This is a genomic window from Brenneria roseae subsp. roseae, from assembly GCF_003115845.1.
Classification (GTDB): domain Bacteria; phylum Pseudomonadota; class Gammaproteobacteria; order Enterobacterales; family Enterobacteriaceae; genus Brenneria; species Brenneria roseae.
Map to the genome: position 1 here is coordinate 145,916 of NZ_KZ819028.1, position 20,280 is coordinate 166,195.

Here is a 20,280-nt window from a genome sequence, read left to right on the forward strand (position 1 = left end):
CGGGGTAAAGTGGAACACACAACGACAAACGGACTACGACTCCCCGCGTACCGAGGGGTGCCAGAAATTGACTTTTTTCTCCAACCGCACCAGCAGAGCGTAAAACACCGATCCAACGACGGAGGCCACCACAATCGCCGCCCACACCGTGGACATATGCATGCGCGCCGCCTCCGTCGAAATACGAAAGCCCAGCCCGGACGTGGGGGAGCCAAAAAACTCGGCGACAATCGCACTGATGAGCGCCAGGGTGGCATTCACTTTCAATGCATTGAAAATGAAGGGTAATGCGGCCGGTAAACGTAACACCCACAGCGTTTTACGCGGCGTGGCGGCATAGCAATACATCAGCTCGCGCTCCAGCTTGCCGCTGGCCTGCAATCCCGCCAGCGTGCTGACCAGCGCGGGAAAAAACGTCACCAGCACGATCACCGCCGCTTTGGAAGGCCAGTCAAAACCGAACCACATCACCGCAATAGGCGCGACCCCCACCAGCGGAATGGTGCTCGTCAGGTTGGCCAACGGCAGTAGTCCACGTTGCAGGAAGGGCAGACGATCAATCAGGATCCCCACGGCAATGCCCATACCGCTGCCCAGCAGATACCCCACCAGCACCGATTTCAGTACCGTTTGCACAAAATCCCCGCTCAGCGGCCCGGCGTTTTGGTACAGCGCCCGAACGATATCAAGCGGCGCAGGCAGCAGCACCTGAGGTACGGCGAACACCGTGACCAGCAGTTGCCAGAAATAGATCACCCAGACACCAAACAGCGCCGCCACCACGCTGGCCGGCAGTTTACGGCTATCGATCGTTGCCAGCCGCTGTACGCTGTGACATGCCAATAACCCCAGGGCAAAAATAGCCAACCAGTATGGCGCACCGGCCTGAGCCATGACGCCGGGCAGGAGCAGCAGCCCGGCCGCCGCCACAATCAGTACCATCAGCAACGTCAGATACCACGGTGATGATAACGGCAGCATTGCCAGCACCGTCACACATAGCAGCAACAGTAAAACCGCCATCACGGACACGGCGGTTCCCGCCAACATGCCGGGAAGACATTGTCCCAGCCCCAGCAACGCGGCAATCAACGCCACGACAAGGCCAACTCCACCGGGAACGGATTTACGCATCATCGACCCCCTTTACGGCGTTTCATCACGCTGTATTCCGTCAGGCTGACCAACGCGGTCAACAACAGTCCCAGTAACGACGCCATCACCAGGGCGGACCAGATCTGGATGGTGTTGCCATAGTAGGAGCCGGTAAGCAAACGCGCGCCTAATCCCGCCTGCGCTCCGGTCGGCAGTTCCGCCACCATCGTCCCCACCAGCCCGCTGGCTATCGCCACCCGAAACGCCGGAAATAAATAAGGCAGAGCGGACGGCAGCCTCACCATCCAGAAGGTATCAATACGGCTGGCGGCGTAGGTATGCACCAGTTCCATTTCCATCTTCTGCGGTGAACGCAATCCCTGCACGGTGGCAATCGTCACCGGAAAGAAACAGAGGTACATGGCAATGGTGGCTTTCGGCAGCAGACCGGTAATCCCCAGACTGCCCAGAATAATCAGCACAATCGGCGCGATAGCCAGCACCGGCACCGTTTGTGATGCCACGATCCACGGCAGTAAGGCTTTATCCAGCGTGCGCGAGTGCACAATGCCAATCGCCAACAGCAGGCCAAATACCACGCCCATCACAAAACCCGTCAGCGCGGCGCTGGCGGTTACCCAGGTATGCAACAGCAGATTACGGGGGGAGGTGACCGGCCATTTGGTCAAACTGGCCCAGATATCCGCCAGAATCTGGTGCGGAGCCGGCAGAACCGGACGCGTCATATTCAGCGTGGTATAAAACAGATCGCGCCAGTTCCAGTCGCCTGCGGGAGCCAGCGTGCGTTCAATCGCCCCCTGAGCATTCAACCCGACGGCCAGCAGATACCAGAACGCCACCGCGATAGCGATCACCACGCCAACGGGTAAGGCCCGGTAACTTAAGGTGTTAATGTTCATGGTGTCCCTCGATCAGTGCTTCCCGTACCTCTTGCGCCAGACGAATAAACGCCGGTGAGTCACGCAGGGATAAATCCCGCTGGTGCGGTAACGGCGAATCAATGACTTTGACGATGCGGCCGGGACGCGGCGACATAATGACAATACGGGTAGACAGATAGACCGCTTCGGAAATGGAGTGGGTCACAAACACCATCGTGCGCTGTTCGTTGTACCAAAGCTGCTGTAGCTGCTGATTCAGGTTATCGCGGGTCAGCTCGTCCAATGCGCCAAAAGGCTCGTCCATCATCAGGATTTTGGGTTCAAACCCCAGCGCCCGGGCGATAGATGCCCGCTGTTGCATACCGCCCGACAGCTGCCACGGATACTTTTTCTCAAAGCCGCTCAGGCCAACGCGCGCTAGCTGCTCGCGGGCAATCTCTTCAATCTGGGCAGGTAATTTCCCCTGAATCTGCAATGGCAGCATGACGTTAGCCAGCACGGTACGCCACGGCAACAATACCGGCGCCTGAAACACATAGCCATAGGCCCGCGCCAGACGGGCTTCCGATGGCGTCATATCATTGACCCAGACTTCGCCTGAGGTAATCGATTCCAGATCGGCAATCACCCGCAGCAAGGTCGTTTTGCCACAGCCGGAAGGGCCGATAAAAGAGACAAACTCCCCCTGACGGATAGTCAGATTCACATCTTGCAGCGCGTGCACCGGCCGATCGGCGGCGGGATAGATAACATTGGCGTCACGCACAACGATTGCCGGTCTGGCGGTGGCCGGGGCTACTGGCGTTGTTATGAGAGAAGGCTCATCTGCGTACATTAGTTGGCTCATACCGGTATCCCCTCCTGGCGATTTCTGACTATCTGGTTAGGTTTCCGGACTGACTGATGCCATTTCCATGCCAACGTTTATTTTTTGCCCGACCTTACGGACTACGTGGGCTTTTGCATGGGCGCTTAAAACCCACGCCAGCACATTTGGTGCAAATCGCCGCTTATTTGCCTCTATTTGGAGCAAGATGCATACATAAAACGTATATTTAGTTTTACAGAACGCGTTCCGCGGGGATACAGCCTATGCAGGTTCAGTGAGATTTCGCGCACGAAATCTCACCGGATCCCTATAGAGGATCTTGCCGGAATCAACAAAACTTACCGTTAATCTCCCCCAGAACTTCATCAATGATACCCAGCCCCTGCCGCACCTCATCCGCCGTCACGATACAGGGCGGCACCACATGCAGGCGGTTTTCCGCGATAAAGCCCAACAATCCTTTAGCGAGCAATCGGGTTTTTATTTCGCCCATCGCCGACGCCGGCAGCGGCGTTTTATTGACCGGATCGGAAACCAGCTCCAGCGCATGGAACACGCCGATACCGCGCACCTCGCCAATAATTTGATATTTTTCACCCAGTTTGCGTAACCCGGCCGCCAATACGCCATCCCCAATCTGCGCGGCATGCTCGACGATGTTTTCCTCTTCCATCGCATCCAGCGTCGCCACGATGGCGGCCATCGCCAGCGGGTGCCCGGAGTAGGTCAGGCCGCCCGGGAACAGTTGCTTATCGAAGAAATGAGCGATGGGTTCAGAAATCAGGACGCCCCCCGCCGGCACATAGCCCGAGTTCACCCCTTTGGCAAACGTGATGAGATCCGGCTCGATGCCGTAATGCTCAAAGGCGAACCAGGAGCCGGTGCGGCCGAAACCAGCCATGACCTCATCCATAATCAACATGATGCCAAACTCGTTAGCCAACGCCTGTACGCCCGCCAGATAGCCCGCAGGCGGAACCAGAATCCCCGCCGTGCCCGGAATGGTTTCCAGCAAAATCGCGGCAATGGTGTCTGGCCCCTCGCACTCGATTATCCGGCGCAAATGATGCAATGCCGCCTGACACTCTTCAGCCTCGGTGGTTGCCAGAAACTCACTGCGATACAGGTAAGGCGTGAAGATATGGATATGGCCGCGGGAATATTCATTGGGCAAGCGCCGCCAGTCGCCCGTCGCGCCAATCGCACTGCCGGTATTACCGTGGTAGGAGCGATAGCCAGACAGGATCTTCTCTTTGCCGGTAAACAAACGCGCCATGCGGATTGCATTTTCATTGGCATCCGCCCCGGCGTTGGTGAAAAACACCTTATTGAATTTATCGGGCGCGCGCGCAACGATGCGTTTGGCCGCCTCGCCGCGGGTCAGATTGGCGATTGCCGGGGAAATGGTCGCCAGTAAATCCGCCTGAGCCTGAATAGCCGCAACCACTTTCGGGTGGCGGAAACCAATATTGGTGTTAACCAACTGGCTACTGAAATCCAGCCAGGATTGCCCGTCATAATCCCAGAGCCGGCTCCCTTCCCCGCCCGCAATGACCAACGGATTCAACGCCCCCTGTGTCGACCAGGAGTGGAAAACATACTGTCTGTCCAACTGACGGACATAATCATTAGACAATGCAGATTCATTCTTCAACGTCATCTTTCCATCCTCATCGTTACGCGGGCATGTATCGCATATGTGGGTCAGCAACGACCTGCAAGCATGGCAAAACCGCCGCGTAACGCCATACATACCGCCATCAAGTAGAAAAAATCAGACTAGGGATAAAAAAGGCAACGGGGATAGAGCCAGATCGAGAATAACCTTGGGCCAGTTGATGCCGCGCCCGCGTTACCGGCTGATTTGTCCCATACATTCCGGGCAACTGGCTCTGTCGGAGGCGTCGATCCCTTCGTAAAGTTGAAAACCGTTTATCACTCTCAGAAGAGGACATTTTCATGCGGAATATTGTGTTTATCACTGGAGCGACCTCTGGGTTCGGCCATGCTGCGGCACGCCACTTTGCCGCCAATGGCTGGTCGCTCATCCTCTCCGGCCGACGTGAAGAACGCCTGAGGGCGCTGTCGGATGAGCTGTCGGCATACGTACCCGTTTACTATTCGGTATTGGACGTGCGTGACGCGCAGGCCGTCCAGAACCTGGTGGCGACCCTGCCTGAAGCCTTCAAAGCGGTTAAGACGCTGGTGAATAACGCCGGATTGGCGTTATCCCCTCAGGCGGCCCAAAACGTTGAATTAGCCGACTGGCACACCATGATCGATACCAATATTACCGGACTGGTGAATGTGACCCATGCTTTACTACCGACGCTGATTGCGACCGGAAAAGGGGCCAGCATCATCAATATCGGCTCAATTGCAGGCCAGTGGCCGTATCCGGGAAGCCATGTCTACGGCGCCTCAAAAGCGTTCGTCAAACAGTTCAGCTATAACCTGCGCTGTGACCTGCAAGGAACCGGGGTGAGAGTCACCGATCTGGCGCCCGGTATTGCCGAAACCGAATTCACGCTGGTAAGAACCAAGGGCGATCGGACCGCGTCCGATCGGTTATACCGCGGCACCACGCCGCTGACCGCCGAGGACATAGCCGGGCAAATCTATACCGTGGCGACGCTGCCAGACCATATGAATATCAACCGCATAGAGATCATGCCGGTACGTCAGGCATGGTCATCTTTCGCCATCGACCGTGACTAGCATGACGCCATGCTGAAAGCTCTCTTCAACCGACGTTGATTACAACGTCGTCAGGCCATTGACAAAGTTAGATTTTAGGGGAAACACGGGGATGAGGTTCCCGCAGGGACGCCTCGCCCCGTGGTCGCCCCGTGAATCTCAGGCTCACAGACGACGTTGTCAGCAATCTCCCCCGACGTTGATTACAACGTCGTTTTATTTTCACCGTCAGAGTAAATTCCCCGCCATACCCTGCGCACAAAAACACGGAAAGTGAGTTTGATGAGTCACCTTCCGGTTACTACCCCACTTCGATTCAGGTACGCTATTTGCTTGTCTTCCCGATAGGCGTTGTTAATTTCTGGGGAGCGGGAAATGATTGACCACTGTCTGCATATCGATTTTGTTTCGACCAGAAGCTTGCAGGAACAGCTACGGGAAACGCTGGTTACCTCTATTCTCGCCGGTATTTTTCCTATTAACGAACCGTTGCCCTCATGCCGTAAATTATCGTGCCAGTTGAATATTTCACGCAACACCGTGGCGCTGGTGTACGAAGGCCTGCTCAATGACGGCTATCTGGTCAGCCGCCCACGCAGCGGGTATTACCTGCACCCAAACTATCACCACACCGATACCTTTCCCGAGCTGCCAAACAACAGGCCGCCATCGGAAATGGCGCCGCGGGCACCGGAATGGGGCAAGCGATTCAACATTTGCCCCAGTAACTACCTCACCGCCATGAAACCCGCGCAGTGGATGGATTACCCCTATCCCTTTATTTATGGTCAGCCCAATACGCAGCTATTCCCGCTGGAACAATGGCGTGAGACAACGCGTAAGGTCACAGGAACCCATCATGACCACGGTTGGCTATACGACAATATCGATCAGGATGTCACGCTGCTGGTTGAACAGGTGCGCAAGCGTATTCTCCCCAAACGCGGCATCATCGCCCGGGGTGATGAAATCCTTATCACCCTGGGTTCACAGAACGCGCTCTACCTGCTCGCCCGTTTGCTGTTCAACAAAAACTCCCGCATCGGCGTCGAAAATCCGGTCTTCCGCGAAGCCATTAATACCTTCTCATTGCAGGATGCCCATATTATTCCTCACTCGCTGGACAGCGAAGGTATCCAGCTGACCGAAGCCTCGCGTACCTGCGATTATTTCTATGTCACACCCAGTCATCAGGCGCCAACCGGCATCAGCATGAGCAACGCCCGCCGTACCGAGCTGCTTGAACACGCCTGTCAACACGACCAAATCATCATTGAAGATGATTACGATTCTGAAAGCAGCTTTGATCCCTACCCCAAAGCCGCATTGAAAGCCTGTGATATGCATAATCGGGTCATCTACGTCAGCAGCCTGTCGAAATCGCTGTCGCCCGGCCTGCGTCTGGGTTATCTGGTTGCGCCATCTGAACTGATTGATGAACTGCGGGCGCTGCGTCGCCTGTCCTATCGCCATCCGCCCGCCAATATCCAGTACCAGATGGCTCACTTTCTGGCACAGGGCTATTATGAAACTTACCTGCATCGCTATCGCGAAGATTCCGCCAGACGCTGGAATATCCTCAACGATGCGCTGAATACCTATCTTCCCGAGTGTACCCGTCTTCCCGGCAGCGGCCCCGCCAACGCGTTCTGGCTGCAAACGCCTGCGACCGTCAATACACAGCAGCTGGCATGGCGCGCAGCCCATGCCGGCGTACTCATCGAGCCGGGTCAGGATCGCTTTCTCGACGGACATCCACCGGAAAACTTTTTCCGGCTGGGCTTCCATGCCATCAAGACCGAACAGATTGAACCGGGTATTGCCCGTCTGGCCGAGGCCTTTCATCATACCCGGTCGGCCCATCGCCGCTAGCGAATCCCGGCTTAACTCTCCTGTTCGTCCTGATCGACCGCGAAGCACGCGACTTTCTGTTCGCCGTAGCGCTTCAACTGAGGCTGGAACTGAGTACAGGTACTGAAACAGCGCTGACAACGGGCGTTAAACGCACAACCCGGCGGTGGATTCAGCGGGCTGGGCAGTTCACCTGTCAGCTTGATGCGCTCGCGCCGTAAATCCGGATTCAGCCTTGGCGTCGCCGACAGCAGCGCCTGCGTATACGGATGACGGGGATTGTTGAAGATAGCGTCTTTGCTGCCCTGCTCCACACAGCGTCCCAGATACATCACCATCACTTCATCGGCGATATGCTCCACCACCGACAGATCGTGAGAGATGAACACATAGGACAGCCCCATATCCTGCTGTAAATCCATCATCAGGTTTAACACCTGCGCGCGCACCGACACATCCAGCGCGGAAACCGGTTCATCGGCGATCACCACGTCCGGGTCCAGCATCAGCCCGCGGGCAATCGCAATACGCTGGCGTTGACCACCGGAAAACATATGCGGATAACGGTCATAATGCTCCGTTTTCAACCCGACCTTCGCCATCATTGCCAACGCCTTTTCACGACGCTCGGCTTTTGACAGTCCGGTATTGATCAGCAACGGCTCTTCCAGGATCTGCCCGACTTTCTTACGCGGATTAAGCGATCCATAGGGATTCTGAAACACGATCTGGATCTTCTGACGACGCAGCTTCTCCGCCGTTTGATCCGGCTTCAACAGATCCTGTCCCTGATAATAAAGCTCTCCGCCCGAAGGGATTTCGATCATGGTCAGCAAGCGTCCCAGCGTGGACTTGCCGCAGCCGGATTCCCCAACCACCGCCAGCGTTTTACCGCGTTCCAGCGTAAATGACACGCCATCCAGCGCTTTCACCAGGCGCTCCGGAGCGAAGAAACCGGTCTTCACCGGATAATGCTTTTTCAAATCAATCGCATGCAACAAGTGCGGCTGCGATATCACGCTATGTTGACTCATATGCTCGGCCTCCCCGCATCATCCAGCGGTGTATGACATTTCACCTGACGACCAGGAATATCACGCAGTTCCGGTTCTTCCTGACGGCAGCGGTCATGGGCATAGGGACAACGCGGATTCAACAGACAGCCGTTCGGACGGTCATATTTCCCCGGCACCACGCCCGACAGCGACGCCAGTCGTGATTTGTCCGCGGCAAACTCCGGCAGGGCGCGTAGCAATGCCTGCGTATACGGATGGCGCGGCGCGCGGAAAATATCCGACGCTTTGCCCGATTCCACCACCTGACCGGCATACATCACAATAATGTGTTGCGCGGCTTCGGCCACCAGGGCCAGATCGTGCGTAATCAGAATCAGCGCCATGTTTTCACGCTGTTGCAGTTCCAGCAGCAGTTCAATGATCTGCGCCTGAATCGTCACATCCAGCGCCGTGGTCGGTTCATCTGCAATCAACAGTTTCGGCCGACAGGCGATCGCCATGGCAATCATCACACGCTGGCTCATCCCACCGGAAAGCTGGTGCGGATAAACATCCAGACGTGAAGCCGGATCGGGGATCCCGACCAACGTCAGCAGATCGATAGCCCTCTGACGACGGGTCTTGCGATTACCGCCCTGATGCGCTTTGACCGCTTCCATAATCTGGAAACCCACGGTGTAGCAGGGATTCAGACTGGTCATCGGGTCCTGAAAGATCATCGCGACTTCAGAACCGACCAGCTGACGCCGTTCTTTCTCGGAAATTTTCTTTAAATCACGCTGGTTGAATTCCAGCTTGTCAGCCATGACTTTGCCGGGATAATCAATCAATCCCATAATCGCCAGCGAGCTAACCGATTTACCGGAGCCGGATTCACCGACAATCCCGACAACCTGGCCCTGTTCGACCTGGTAGCTGATACGATCGACCGCGCGAAACGGGAGATCCTCGTCACCAAAGTGAACCGACAGTTTATCTACATTGAGTAACGCCATCTCTCTACCTCTGTTACTGCTTGAGTTTGGGGTCGAGAGCATCACGCAAGCCGTCCCCCATCAGGTTAAATGCCAACACCGTCAGCAAAATTGCCAGACCAGGGAACGTCACCACCCACCAGGCGCTTTGCGCAAACTGCAAAACGTCGGACAGCATGGTGCCCCACTCCGGCGTTGGCGGCTGTGCGCCCATACCGAGGAAACCCAAAGCAGCCATATCAAGAATGGCGTTAGAAAAACCAAGAGACGCCTGCACAATCAAAGGCGCCAGGCAATTGGGGAAAATGTTGACGAACATCTGGCGGAGCGCCCCTGCGCCCGCTACGCGTGAAGCCGTGACGTAATCACGGTTGACCTCCACCAGTACCGCCGCACGGGTCAGACGGACATAGTGCGGCAAGGCGACAAAAGTCAGCGCCAGTGAAGCATTCACAATCGAAGGTCCGAATACCGCCACCAGCACCAGCGCCAGCAGCAGGCTTGGCAGCGCCAGCATGATATCAACGATACGCATGATAATGGCATCCACCATGCCGCCGAAATACCCGGCCAGCAAACCGAAGATCACGCCCAGCACCAGCGAAAGCACCACCACCAGACACCCCACCAGCAGCGACAGGCGCGCGCCGTGCATCAGGCGGGATAAGACGTCGCGACCGACGTCATCCGTGCCCAGAATAAACTGCCAGCTTCCGCCCTCCTGCCAGACGGGTGGATGCAATAAGGCCTCACGGAACTGCTCGGCAGGCGCATGCGGCGCCAATATATTGGCGCCGACGGCGATAATCAGCATCAGCCCGACATAAACCATGCCGACTACCGCCCCTTTATTACGTTTGAAATAGTGCCAGAATTCCTGCACCGGGGTCATTGGCTTAGGCGCACTATTTACAACAGGTTCAGTGACTTGTGTCATCTCAGCCTTCCCCTTATTTCTTGTGACGGATGCGTGGGTTAACCACGCCGTAGAGCACATCCACCAGCAGGTTAACCATAATGATCATGGTGGCCACCAGCAGAACGCCCCCCTGCACCACCGGATAGTCACGACGCTGCAAGGCATCGATCAACCAGCGGCCCAGCCCCGGCCAGGAAAAAATCGTTTCCGTCAATATCGCGCCGGCCAGCATGGTGCCGACTTGCAAACCAATCACCGTGACCACCGGCAACATGGCATTGCGCAGCGCATGTACCACAATAACGCGCAGCCGGCTTAACCCTTTGGCGCGCGCCGTACGAATGTAGTCTTCTCCCAGCACTTCCAGCATCGCCGAGCGCGTCATGCGCACAATCACCGCCAGCGGGATCGTACCCAGTACCACGGCCGGCAGGATCATGTGCTCAACGGCGTCAATAAAATCCCCGGGTTCGCCCCAGAACAAGGTATCGATAAGCATGAACCCGGTAAGCGGCATACTTTCATCAAGGAAAACGATATCGCTGATGCGTCCCGATACGGGCGTCAGATTAAGATGGACGGAAACCAGCATGATCAACATCATGCCCCACCAGAAAATGGGCATGGAATAGCCGGCCAGCGCCAGCCCAACGGAGGTGTGATCGAAAATTGAACCGCGTTTTACCGCCGCCAGTACGCCGACGGGGATCCCGACGATGACGGCGAAAATCATCGCACAGGTTCCCAGTTCCAGCGTCGCTTTAAAACGAGGAACGAACTCTTCCCAGACAGCAATACGGCTCTTGAGGGAAACCCCCAGATCGCCTTGCAACACACCGCCAATATAATGGAGATATTGCTGCCACATCGGCTTATCCAACCCCATTTCGGCCAACAGCTGTGCATGGCGCTCGGCAGAAATGCCACGCTCACCCGCCATGATCATCACCGGGTCGCCCGGTATCATGTGCACAAAAGCAAAGGTCAGTAGGGTAATACCAATAAACGTTGGGATAACCAGCCCCAAACGCCGGAGTATGAACTGCAACATATCCCGAACTCTCTGTATAAGTGTGCCCGATTGCTCATTGGCGACCGGGCTTATCATTGCTCACCGCTAAAAAATCGCCAGGAGCGATTTTTAACGTCGTGTACGACGGCCCGTAAGGGTGGCGGGCAGGGAAGTCCGCCATAAAAAATCGCCAGGAGCGATTTTTAACGTCGTGTACGACGGCCCGTAAGGGTGGCGGGCAGGGAAGTCCGCCATAAAAAATCGCCAGGAGCGATTTTTAACGTCGTGTACGACGGCCCGTAAGGGTGGCGGGCAGGGAAGTCCGCCATAAAAAATCGCCAGGAGCGATTTTTAACGTCGTGTACGACGGCCCGCAGGGTGACGGGCAGCAAGCCCGTCATAATATTTAACGGGCAAGAAACCCCGCCTCCACGGTTCCTCTAACGAGCAACCGCAAGGTCGGGGTTTTCAATACCCATGAAAAATCAGTGGCTGAATTAATCCAGTGTGACGTTGTTGAAACTGTGCACACCGCGTGGCTGAACCACATAGCCTTTGACGTTTTTACGTATCGGTTCGTACACCGTGGAGTGCGCGACAATCAGCGCCGGCGCCTGATCGTGCATCACAACCTGAGCCTGTTTGTACAGCTCAATACGTTTTTCATGATCGGAGACAGCACGAGCAGGCTGAATCAGATCTTCAAACGGCTTATAGCACCACTTGGAATAGTTGGAACCCTGCTTGGCGGCATCACAGCTAAACAGCGTGGCGAAGAAGTTATCCGGATCCCCGTTGTCGCCAGTCCAGCCCATCAATACGGTCTGGTGCTCGCCGTCTTTGGCACGCTTGAGATATTCGCCCCATTCGTAGGTCACGATTTTGGCCTGGACACCCACTTTCGCCCAGTCAGACTGGATCATTTCAGCCATACGACGGGCATTGGGGTTGTAAGGACGCTGTACCGGCATCGCCCACAGGTCGATGGAGAAACCGTCCGGCACGCCCGCTTCTTTCAGCAGGGCTTTGGCTTTTTCCGGATCGTAAGCGTAGTCTGTAACGTCGTCGTTATAGCCCCACATGGTCGGCGGAATCAGGTTCTTCGCCGCTTGCCCCGCGCCCTGATAAACCGCTTCGATGATGGCGGATTTGTTGACCGCATAGCTCAGCGCCTGACGAACTTTCACGTTATCCAGCGGTTTTTTCTCAACGTTGTAGGCCAGATAGCCGACGTTCAGACCCGGTTTTTCCAGTAACGTAATGTTCTTGTCTTCTTTCATGCGCGCCAGATCGGCCGGGTTCGGATACGGCATCACCTGGCATTCGTTTTTTTGCAGTTTGGCGTAACGCACGGAAGCATCCGGGGTGATGGAGAAGACCAGACGGTCAATACCCGGTTTGCTTCCCCAGAAACCGTCAAAAGCGCTGTACAGAATACGGGAATCTTTCTGATACTGTTGCAGTTGGAACGGACCCGTACCGATCGGGTTCAGGTCGATTTTTTCCGGCGTACCCGCTTTCAGCATATTATCGCCATATTCAGACGACATGATGGAAGCAAAATCCATCGCCAGATCCGCCAGGAACGGCGCTTCAGGACGAGTCAGCTCAAAGCGAACGGTATAATCATCCACTTTTTCAATTTTACCGATCAGTTCCGGCATCCCCATTCCCTGATAGTATTCATAGCTGCCGCCAGAAACTTTATGGTATGGGTGGTTGGCATCCTGCTGACGCATAAAGGAGAAAATCACGTCGTCGGCATTGAACTCGCGGGAAGGTTTAAAATCTTTATTTTCCTGCCACTTCACGCCCTTACGCAGATGGAAAGTGTACGTTTTCCCATCGTCGCTGACATCCCATTTCTCTGCCAGACCCGGTTCGATATCGGTGGTGCCGTCTTTAAATTCAATCAGACGGTTATAGATAGGAATGGAACTGGCATCAAACGTGGTGCCAGAGGTAAACAGCTGAGGGTTGAATCCTTCCGGAGAGCCTTCTGAACAATAAACGAGCGTTTTTGCCTGTAGACCTGCCGCGACAGACATTGCCAGCAGACCCAGGCCGAGTTTCAGTACCCTTGATTTAGCCAGGGAATTTGCCATTACTTGTGCTCCAATGTGGGTTATGTTGTGTGTTCATTCGGCCAGACCTGTATTTTTAAATGCCCCGGTCCGTACCCTGTTGCCCGAAGGCACAAATCAAAATGATTGAGGAGACGAGCTTGCCACAGCGTGCACAAAACTCACGAACGCCTGTACGTCGTATTTTTCATACAATCCGCAGCTTCCCCTTTAAGTGACGTCCTCAATTTGTCAACAGATCAAAGAGACGTCAATATAAGCAGTAGGGATTTACAATCCTCATCCTTATCATTTCTAAAAATAAAATTCAGCTTTTGGAATAAAATCACTACTTATATCTCGGTTTAATCCAGTAAATCAGGGTAAAAAACCATTAATCTGCATATAAAAAGAAATTATCACCATTAAAAAAACTATAGTAAAACCTACTTGTATGTCCAAGATATGAGCACTATTTTTTGTTAAAAAGGTTAATGACAGGTGAAAACCCTGCCTTCTAATAAGAAAAACTGATATTGATTTGGTTCATTATAAGCAGAAATATAACTATCTACGCTTCATAAAAAAACTTTATGACAGGTTATAGAGAATCGGTGCGGCTTCCGATCCAAGACAGGATCAGGTGGTGGAGCGAAGATGTGGAAGCACACCGTTTGCTCAAGCCGGGACGGCCACAGAGACGGGTTTGGCATCGATAGAGAGTCGGTGTCGCATGACATGAGTATCCGAAGTATTACATGAAAAATTCATATGCACTTATTCAGCTAATTCACACTAAAAACAAATTAAATTTTTAGTTATGAAATTATTATCACCAATAATCAATTTGCGTATTTACTTATTCTCAAAAAATGGTATTTTTAACTCATTCCTGTTTGTACTTTCCCCGCCAAAATTCTTCACTATCGTTATCTGAAAATTAATTTAATTACGAAAAAAGAATATAAGTTATTTAAAATGGAGTTGCTGATAACTTCACAAATCATGAAATAACATATTATTTTTAACATTCCCCCATGCTAGATTACCGACTAATAAAAATACGCACTGAAATAACCCACTATCATTTTTAGTTTTTTATTATTTATTGATAAAGAACAAAAAAATGTAATTTCTTACTTTTAGAAAATAATGCACAGGTTTTCCTGTACCTACTGTCATAGCAGGGTGAACACAATGAAAAAAACCGAAACTGATATTCTATGTGATAACAATATCGCCATAGATTCATCGATCTCCACTTCATTCATGGATATTCTTTTCAAAAAGAAAATAGGCTCTGTCCCTGTCCTTCTTTTTTTTGCCATTGCGGCTATTGTTACTATCGCCGCCTACGAGGGCTTCCTGCCTAAAAATATGATTGGCGGTTTCGCCATTATCATGACGATGGGTTTTTTACTGGCGCACATCGGACATAATATTCCGGTATTTAAAGATATTGGCGGTCCGGCAATTCTTTGCCTGATGGTGCCGTCCGTTATGGTGTATTTTGATCTCTTCAATGAAAACACCATGAAGACCGTGCACCTGCTGATGAAAGAGGCGAATTTCCTTTACTTCGTCATTGCCTGTCTGGTGGTCGGCAGTATTCTTGGTATGAACCGCAAAATCCTGATCCAGGGCATGATTCGTATGTTCGTTCCGCTGGTGATCGGTACCATAACCGCCTTGGTTACCGGCTTGCTGGTTGGCAAACTGTGCGGCTACAGCGTATACCACACCTTCTTCTTCATCATCGTCCCGATTATCGGCGGTGGCATCGGTGAAGGCATTCTGCCTCTGTCATTAGCCTATTCGGCGATCCTGGGTCAAAGCCCGGATGTCTATGTCGCACAGCTCGCCCCGGCTGCCGTTGTCGGTAATATCTTCGCTATTCTGTGCGCAGGGATTCTGTCTCGTCTGGGAATGCGCCGTAAAGATCTGACCGGTGAAGGCCGTCTGGTGCGCAGCGATGAGGACAACGCGTTGTTCGTCACCAACGAAGCGCCCAAACCGGTGGATTTCCATTTGATGGGCGGCGGGCTGCTGATGATCTGCGCCTTCTTTATCATCGGCGGGCTGCTTGAACATGTGGTTCATATTCCAGGACCAGTACTGATGATTCTGATTGCCGTATTCTGCAAATATGGCCGCGTTATTCCCGCCATCATGGAAACCGGCGCGCACAGCGTTTACAAATTTGTTTCCAGCTCGCTGGTGTGGCCGCTGATGATCGGCCTCGGTATGCTGTACATCCCGTTGGAAAGCGTGGTTTCCGTGTTCTCAGTCGGCTACGTGATCGTTTGTGGTTCGGTGGTATTGTCTATGGCCCTGGTCAGCTTCCTGATCGCGCCACGCCTGAATATGTATCCAATTGAAGCATCCATCGTAACGACCTGCCACAGCGGACTGGGCGGAACTGGTGACGTGGCGATTCTGTCAGCATCCAACCGTATGTCGCTGATGCCGTTTGCACAGATCGCCACCCGTATCGGTGGAGCATCAACGGTGATTGGCGCGACACTGCTGCTGGGGTGGTTGATGTAATAGCGTCTGACGCGACAGCCAATGCCAGTCGGTCACGTTGACGACTGGCATTTTACTTTCTCTCTCCGTGGCGATCTGCTTTCTCGTAATATGGCCGAACGCCATTTCCGGCGGATCGCTTAGCCCATTCCCGCCAGATGCAGATCGTGCAGATTAATCGCCCCCACCAGACGGCCTTCGCTGTCCACCACCGGCGCGGCGGAAATATGTTGCTGATGCAGAACCCGCGCGAAAGCCAGCAAACGTTCATTCATCGCCGTTATCCACCAGCATCACATTAATCCCCTTTTCTCGTAATGCGCGCAGATAATCCGGACTGATATCGCTGTCGGTAATCAGGATATCCACATCTTCCAGCGAACAGACCACATTCGGACTTTTACGGCCAAACTTGGACGAGTCTACCAGCAAAACCCGCTGCTTGGCGGCGCGGCACATCGCCTGGCTAACCGCATGTAACTCATTGAACGTGGTCACGCCGGCGTTCATATCAACGCCATCTGCGCCGATAAATAACTTGTCAAAACTGAAATACGAGAAGGCGGCCTCTGCCAGGCTGCCGTGAAAAGTGGCGGAATTTTTACGATAGGTCCCGCCTGGCATCAGAATGGTCTGGTCGTTATTCAGCTCAACCAACTCATTCACAATACTCAGGCTGTTAGTCATTACCGTAATGTTGTTGAACTGCGCCAGCCACGGCACCATTTGCAGCACCGTGCTGCCTCCATCGAAGATCAGCGAGTCGCCATCGTTAATCAAGGTTGCCGCAACGCGGGCAATCTGCTTCTTTTTGGCCGTGTTGATGTGGGTTTTGCGATCGATTGGCTGATCGCCTTCCTCACGGCTCAGCATCACGCCGCCATAGGTGCGGATAACCGCGCCTTCCTCTTCCAGAACCGTTAAATCCTTCCGGATTGTGGTTCCGGTAGTATTAAAACGGCTAACCAACGCTTCCACCGAGGCTTTACTGTGAGTTTGCAGATACTCAAGAATGGCAGCCTGCCGCTGCTTAGGTTTCATCACGATATTTATCCCGATATGCTATTTTCACCGCTTCCTTTACAAACCGACAACAGCATAAAAACAAAGAATGAAAGGAAGTTTCTTTTAAAATGAAAATATCATGATTTCGGTTTAATCGCTAATGAAAGCGCCGTTTGACATGCCAGCTCTTTCGGGAAGATCACATTTGGCGTCAGTTGCGTTCTCTTCAGGCCGATCAGCGTCGGCATCGGCTGAGGTCGGGCGAACACCGTGAAACCGCGCATGATAAACCCGTCACACACTCGCTCCTGTTCGTCAAAAGCCAGCGCCATCACGACCCTGGCCTTAAATCTGCCCGTCGAGCGCCCAATCCCCACCGTCACGCCATTGCTGCATAGCGCGTCAAACGCCTGATTAAAACGACGCAGTTGCCACCACCCCAAAGCAATCTGCAACACCCAGGCGCCGATGGCGCACGTAATCAAAACCGATGCCGGACTCATTTCTCCTCCCGTTACGATCGTCCTCCGGCATTCCGGCCCAGAGAAGTCTGTTTGTTCAGAACATCACCTGTCCGCCGGTGATATTGATCGACTGACCGGTACAATACGACGCCTTATCGCTGGCATAATACAGCAGCGTGTTCAGCACATCCTGATAGTCACACCCCCGCCTCAGCGGTACCTTGTCGATGTAGTATTTTTCCACCTCTTCCGGCCGGATACCCAGTTTTTTGGCATACTGCGGAAGTAGCGACTGGAACATCGGCGATTTCAACAGATTACCCAACATCAAAGAGTGCACGGTGATACCGTACTCAGCCAGATCCAACGCCATAGACTGCGTCAGCCCGACGCCGCCGAACTTGGCCGCGCTGTAGCCGGAGTTGTGTTTGCTGCCCACTTTTCCGGACTTGGAGTTAATCTGGATGATACGCCCGGCAATGCCGTCGCGGATCATCAGACTCGCGAACTCACGCGCGCACAGGAAATAGCCGACCAGGTTGACCTGCAACGACAGGTCGAAATCATTAAGTTGAAACTGGGTAAGCGGCGCCGCTTTCGCCACGCCCGCGCTGTAAACCAGCAGATTAACCTGACCGAAATGCGAGTCCACTTCCTGCGCCAGTTGCCTGACCTGCGCTTCATCCGTTGCATCCGCGCCAAAACCCCAGGCGCTGCCGGCGCCGTAACGCGCATTAATCTCCTCCGCCACCTCATCGGCGTGTCGCGTGTTCAAATCGGCCACTGCCACGCGATACCCCGCCTCAGCCAATCCCATACACAGGAACGCACCGAGAGTCTGTCCCCCACCGATGACGACCGCAACCTGTTTCATATATCTACTCCTAACTGAAATTTAAGCCAAAATCGTTAACGTACTGCCTACCGGAATATCTTTTGGCGTCGCGCCCTCCACGTGAATGGTGCCCGGGAATTCCGCCTGGGCGGCGCCGTCAAACCGGATAGTGATATGTCCCAGCTCGCGCAGGTTCTGCGTCGCCACGTTGCCTACCGCGGTGATTGGATACTCGGCGTCAGCCAGTCTCAGCGTACTCCCGGCGCTCACTTCGCCATTCATCTCGCCGTGCCGGTGGATAAAGCAGAAAGCTTCGATATCCGCCGGCGCACCTTCGCGAAAGGTAATCATCATGTTTTCAATCAGCGACTCGCGCGCGTTATCGCCGACCCGGGTAAAAACCGTCTGAAAAATCGTATTCATGCGTACTCCTCAACCGAATGAATTTACTGATAAATAAAGCCGGATACCGCCCAGGCAAGCAGCACGGTAGGAGCGCCGGTCAGGAAGCGCCCCACCAGAACCGAAGGCACGCCCACGCGTACGGTGTCCTGTTTGGCTTCTGCCAGCGACAGGCCGACGGGAATGAAATCGCACGCCGCCTGCGCGTTAATCGCGAACAGCGCCGGCAGCGCCAGATGCGGCGGAATGCTCCCCTGACCGATCTGCACGCCGACCAGCACGCCGATAACCTGTGCGATAACCGCTCCGGGGCCGAGAAAAGGAGAAAGCAGCGGGAACGAACAGATCAACGCCAGCGTCACCAGACCGATCGGACTGTTCGCCAGCGGCGTCAGGCCGTGGGCAATCAGGTCGCCCAGCCCGGACGCCATGATGATGCCGATCAGCGCTGAGACGAACGCCATAAACGGCAGGATGGTTTTCAGTACCGTGTCGATGGTTTCCCGGCCGGCCTGGAAAAACACCGCCACCACCGACCCCATACCCATGCCGATTTTGGCCAGCAACCCATCGCTCTGTTCGGTAATTTTTCTACTACTGTCGTACTCTCGCTCAATTCCGCCAGCGGTTGGAGCGGCTTTAGGCGCCGTAATCCCGTCACTCGACGCGTCCACCAGTTGAATATGCTTTTCGCGTACGCCAGAGACATAAATATCCTCGGTGATGAACTGCGCCAGCGGGCCGGACTTCCCGGTAGAGTGGATATTCACCGTCGGAATGCGGCGCTTGGGATAGATCCCGCAGCGCAGCGTGCCGCCACAGTCAATCACGGCTACGCCGATTTCCTCTTCCGGCGGTTCGCCGTCTTTAAAGCCATCCACCGCCGGCCAACCGGTCAGTTCACTCAGGCGATCGACAATCGCCGGCCGCGTTCCCGCCGTTATATACACAATCTTCTTCCCTGGCACGGCCTCAATCAGTAACGGGCCACCCCAACCGCTTTCGCCTTTTTCAATACGGACGTTGTTCATATAAGAGTCTCCGCTTAAAGCCGGACCTGGCGGTCAAGCTGGATGGACATTTTGCGTTCAAAGATGGACGTGGTCAGATCGGTGATCCAGCCGCGGAAAAAGTTGGTCAGCATGCCAACCAGCAAATAGCTCACGGCCAACGGCGCCAGCGGCAGCCCCAGCGTTGTCAGCCCGTTGGCGATGCCGAGGTAGACAAACAGTTCACCCGGATTGATATGGGGAAACAGACCGTTCATCGAATGGCAGCTATAGGACGCGGCGGCATAATAGCTGGGCTTATATTTCTCCGGCATAAAACGCCCCAGGCTCAACGTCATCGGGTTGCAGAACACGAAGGTGCCGATCACCGGCAAGATCAGATACCGGGATAAGGGATTGCCGGCACAGCGCTGTGCCAACCGCTCTATGCGCTCCTGACCGACAAATACAATTAAGGCGTTCATAACGACTAACAGACTTATCAGTAAAGGCAGTATGCCGGTGACCATACCGACAAAAACTTCGCCACCTTTCTGGAACAGGCCGATAAACCACTCAGCCCCGTGGGTGATGACCTCTATCATTCTCGCTCTCCTGTTTCCTCTGGTGTGTGCTCAACGGCAGGCGATCGCGCCGCCCCCGTTAAGATGCTAATAAAGTATAATCAAAATTCTTTTTTT

Annotated in this window: 19 protein-coding genes; 3 read left to right on the plus strand and 16 right to left on the minus strand. The window is 54.0% G+C overall.

Annotated features, from left to right (window positions below; translation table 11 throughout):
• Window positions 1-33: 33 nt before the first annotated feature.
• From DDT52_RS11240 to DDT52_RS11255, 4 genes are all read right to left on the minus strand, one after another.
• Window positions 34-1,137: an ABC transporter permease gene (locus DDT52_RS11240; RefSeq protein ID WP_247595517.1), complete on the minus strand. Its 1,104-nt coding sequence runs from the start codon at window positions 1,135-1,137 to the stop codon at window positions 34-36.
• On the minus strand, window positions 1,134-2,015 hold the full coding sequence (locus DDT52_RS11245; RefSeq protein WP_136156430.1) for an ABC transporter permease: 882 nt from the start codon (window positions 2,013-2,015) through the stop codon (window positions 1,134-1,136). Before DDT52_RS11245 ends, DDT52_RS11240 begins: the two co-directional genes overlap by 4 nt.
• Window positions 2,005-2,844, minus strand: coding sequence for an ABC transporter ATP-binding protein (locus DDT52_RS11250; protein WP_136156431.1), 840 nt, complete (start codon window positions 2,842-2,844; stop codon window positions 2,005-2,007). Before DDT52_RS11250 ends, DDT52_RS11245 begins: the two co-directional genes overlap by 11 nt.
• 310 nt (window positions 2,845-3,154) lie before the next feature.
• Window positions 3,155-4,486, minus strand: coding sequence for an aspartate aminotransferase family protein (locus tag DDT52_RS11255; protein ID WP_136156432.1), 1,332 nt, complete (start codon window positions 4,484-4,486; stop codon window positions 3,155-3,157).
• A gap of 299 nt (window positions 4,487-4,785) precedes the next feature.
• On the opposite strand from DDT52_RS11255, the gene DDT52_RS11260 reads away from it, so the two are divergent.
• Both DDT52_RS11260 and pdxR read left to right on the plus strand, forming a co-directional pair.
• The gene (locus tag DDT52_RS11260) at window positions 4,786-5,544 is read left to right on the plus strand and encodes an SDR family NAD(P)-dependent oxidoreductase (protein WP_136156433.1); all 759 of its coding nucleotides are present in this window, start codon (window positions 4,786-4,788) and stop codon (window positions 5,542-5,544) included.
• Window positions 5,545-5,898: 354 nt separating this feature from the next.
• On the plus strand, window positions 5,899-7,395 hold the full coding sequence (pdxR, locus tag DDT52_RS11265; protein ID WP_136156434.1) for a MocR-like pyridoxine biosynthesis transcription factor PdxR: 1,497 nt from the start codon (window positions 5,899-5,901) through the stop codon (window positions 7,393-7,395).
• An 11-nt stretch (window positions 7,396-7,406) separates the two neighbouring features.
• Here the strand turns inward: pdxR and dppF are convergent, their stop codons facing one another.
• From dppF to dppA, 5 genes are all read right to left on the minus strand, one after another.
• A complete protein-coding gene (dppF, locus tag DDT52_RS11270) occupies window positions 7,407-8,408 on the minus strand; it encodes a dipeptide ABC transporter ATP-binding subunit DppF (protein WP_136156435.1) in 1,002 nt (333 codons plus the stop codon).
• Window positions 8,405-9,385 (minus strand): dipeptide ABC transporter ATP-binding protein, encoded by a 981-nt coding sequence (gene dppD / locus DDT52_RS11275; RefSeq protein ID WP_109054389.1) that lies wholly within the window; start codon window positions 9,383-9,385, stop codon window positions 8,405-8,407. Before dppD ends, dppF begins: the two co-directional genes overlap by 4 nt.
• Before the next feature lie 13 nt (window positions 9,386-9,398).
• On the minus strand, window positions 9,399-10,301 hold the full coding sequence (gene dppC, locus DDT52_RS11280; protein WP_136156436.1) for a dipeptide ABC transporter permease DppC: 903 nt from the start codon (window positions 10,299-10,301) through the stop codon (window positions 9,399-9,401).
• A 13-nt stretch (window positions 10,302-10,314) separates the two neighbouring features.
• The gene (gene dppB / locus DDT52_RS11285; protein ID WP_136156437.1) at window positions 10,315-11,334 is read right to left on the minus strand and encodes a dipeptide ABC transporter permease DppB; all 1,020 of its coding nucleotides are present in this window, start codon (window positions 11,332-11,334) and stop codon (window positions 10,315-10,317) included.
• Window positions 11,335-11,792: 458 nt separating this feature from the next.
• On the minus strand, window positions 11,793-13,400 hold the full coding sequence (gene dppA, locus DDT52_RS11290; RefSeq protein ID WP_136156438.1) for a dipeptide ABC transporter periplasmic-binding protein DppA: 1,608 nt from the start codon (window positions 13,398-13,400) through the stop codon (window positions 11,793-11,795).
• Window positions 13,401-14,555: 1,155 nt separating this feature from the next.
• Between dppA and DDT52_RS11295 the strand changes: the two genes are divergently transcribed.
• Window positions 14,556-15,905 carry a 2-hydroxycarboxylate transporter family protein gene (locus DDT52_RS11295; RefSeq protein WP_136156439.1) on the plus strand — a complete coding sequence of 450 codons (1,350 nt, stop codon included), beginning with the start codon at window positions 14,556-14,558 and terminating at the stop codon, window positions 15,903-15,905.
• Window positions 15,906-16,024: 119 nt separating this feature from the next.
• Here the strand turns inward: DDT52_RS11295 and DDT52_RS11300 are convergent, their stop codons facing one another.
• The 7 genes from DDT52_RS11300 to srlA form a co-directional block, all read right to left on the minus strand.
• Window positions 16,025-16,147, minus strand: a complete 123-nt coding sequence (locus DDT52_RS11300) for a CBS domain-containing protein (protein ID WP_425591549.1) — start codon at window positions 16,145-16,147, stop codon at window positions 16,025-16,027.
• Window positions 16,148-16,151: 4 nt separating this feature from the next.
• Window positions 16,152-16,925, minus strand: a complete 774-nt coding sequence (srlR, locus tag DDT52_RS11305) for a glucitol operon DNA-binding transcriptional repressor SrlR (protein ID WP_136156557.1) — start codon at window positions 16,923-16,925, stop codon at window positions 16,152-16,154.
• 101 nt (window positions 16,926-17,026) lie between these two features.
• On the minus strand, window positions 17,027-17,392 hold the full coding sequence (gutM, locus tag DDT52_RS11310) for a transcriptional regulator GutM (RefSeq protein WP_136156440.1): 366 nt from the start codon (window positions 17,390-17,392) through the stop codon (window positions 17,027-17,029).
• 55 nt (window positions 17,393-17,447) lie between these two features.
• A complete protein-coding gene (gene srlD / locus DDT52_RS11315; RefSeq protein ID WP_136156441.1) occupies window positions 17,448-18,227 on the minus strand; it encodes a sorbitol-6-phosphate dehydrogenase in 780 nt (259 codons plus the stop codon).
• A 21-nt stretch (window positions 18,228-18,248) separates the two neighbouring features.
• Window positions 18,249-18,611 carry a PTS glucitol/sorbitol transporter subunit IIA gene (gene srlB, locus DDT52_RS11320; RefSeq protein WP_136156442.1) on the minus strand — a complete coding sequence of 121 codons (363 nt, stop codon included), beginning with the start codon at window positions 18,609-18,611 and terminating at the stop codon, window positions 18,249-18,251.
• Between the two features lie 23 nt (window positions 18,612-18,634).
• Entirely contained in the window at window positions 18,635-19,621 is a 987-nt protein-coding gene (gene srlE / locus DDT52_RS11325; RefSeq protein ID WP_136156443.1) for a PTS glucitol/sorbitol transporter subunit IIB, read from the minus strand.
• Between the two features lie 14 nt (window positions 19,622-19,635).
• A complete protein-coding gene (srlA, locus tag DDT52_RS11330) occupies window positions 19,636-20,184 on the minus strand; it encodes a PTS glucitol/sorbitol transporter subunit IIC (protein ID WP_109054400.1) in 549 nt (182 codons plus the stop codon).
• Between the last annotated feature and the right edge of the window lie 96 nt (window positions 20,185-20,280).